Here is a 340-nt window from a genome sequence, read left to right as displayed (position 1 = left end):
CGGGTATTTTGCCAAAATCTGGAAGTCTTCTTCAGAGTTTCCCTAGAGGGTGTAGACAAAATCAAGTAGTAAGTCGACGAGCGAGCATGCGAGCCTCAGCCAGCCATACCCAAGCCTCACTCACATCCAGTAACCGATCGTGGTGCATGATCAGCCGCCTGGCTCGCTCATTCCAGGCATGAGTCCGTTCCACCACCCAGCGCTTGGGCATGACCACAAAGCCGCTCGCAACCGGCGCTGCCGTGAACAAATCGCCTTGCTCTGAATGCCATTTCCCGGCGGGGCGATTGGTCGCTCCTCGTATGACCTGCAGCTCGAGCGAATGAGTGTGCTGCATACG

1 pseudogene is annotated in these 340 nt (G+C 56.5%); it reads right to left on the bottom strand.

Going from position 1 to position 340, the window contains the following annotated elements:
- Window positions 1-61: 61 nt before the first annotated feature.
- Window positions 62-340: pseudogene (locus tag GHN92_RS23675) on the bottom strand (IS5/IS1182 family transposase); the annotation flags it as partial.

Origin of the sequence: Pseudomonas sp. FSL R10-2964 (assembly GCF_009600035.1) — a bacterium.
Classification (GTDB): domain Bacteria; phylum Pseudomonadota; class Gammaproteobacteria; order Pseudomonadales; family Pseudomonadaceae; genus Aquipseudomonas; species Aquipseudomonas bubulae.
The sequence above is the reverse complement of the archived record's forward strand: the minus strand, read 5'-3'. Positions and strand labels throughout refer to the sequence as shown.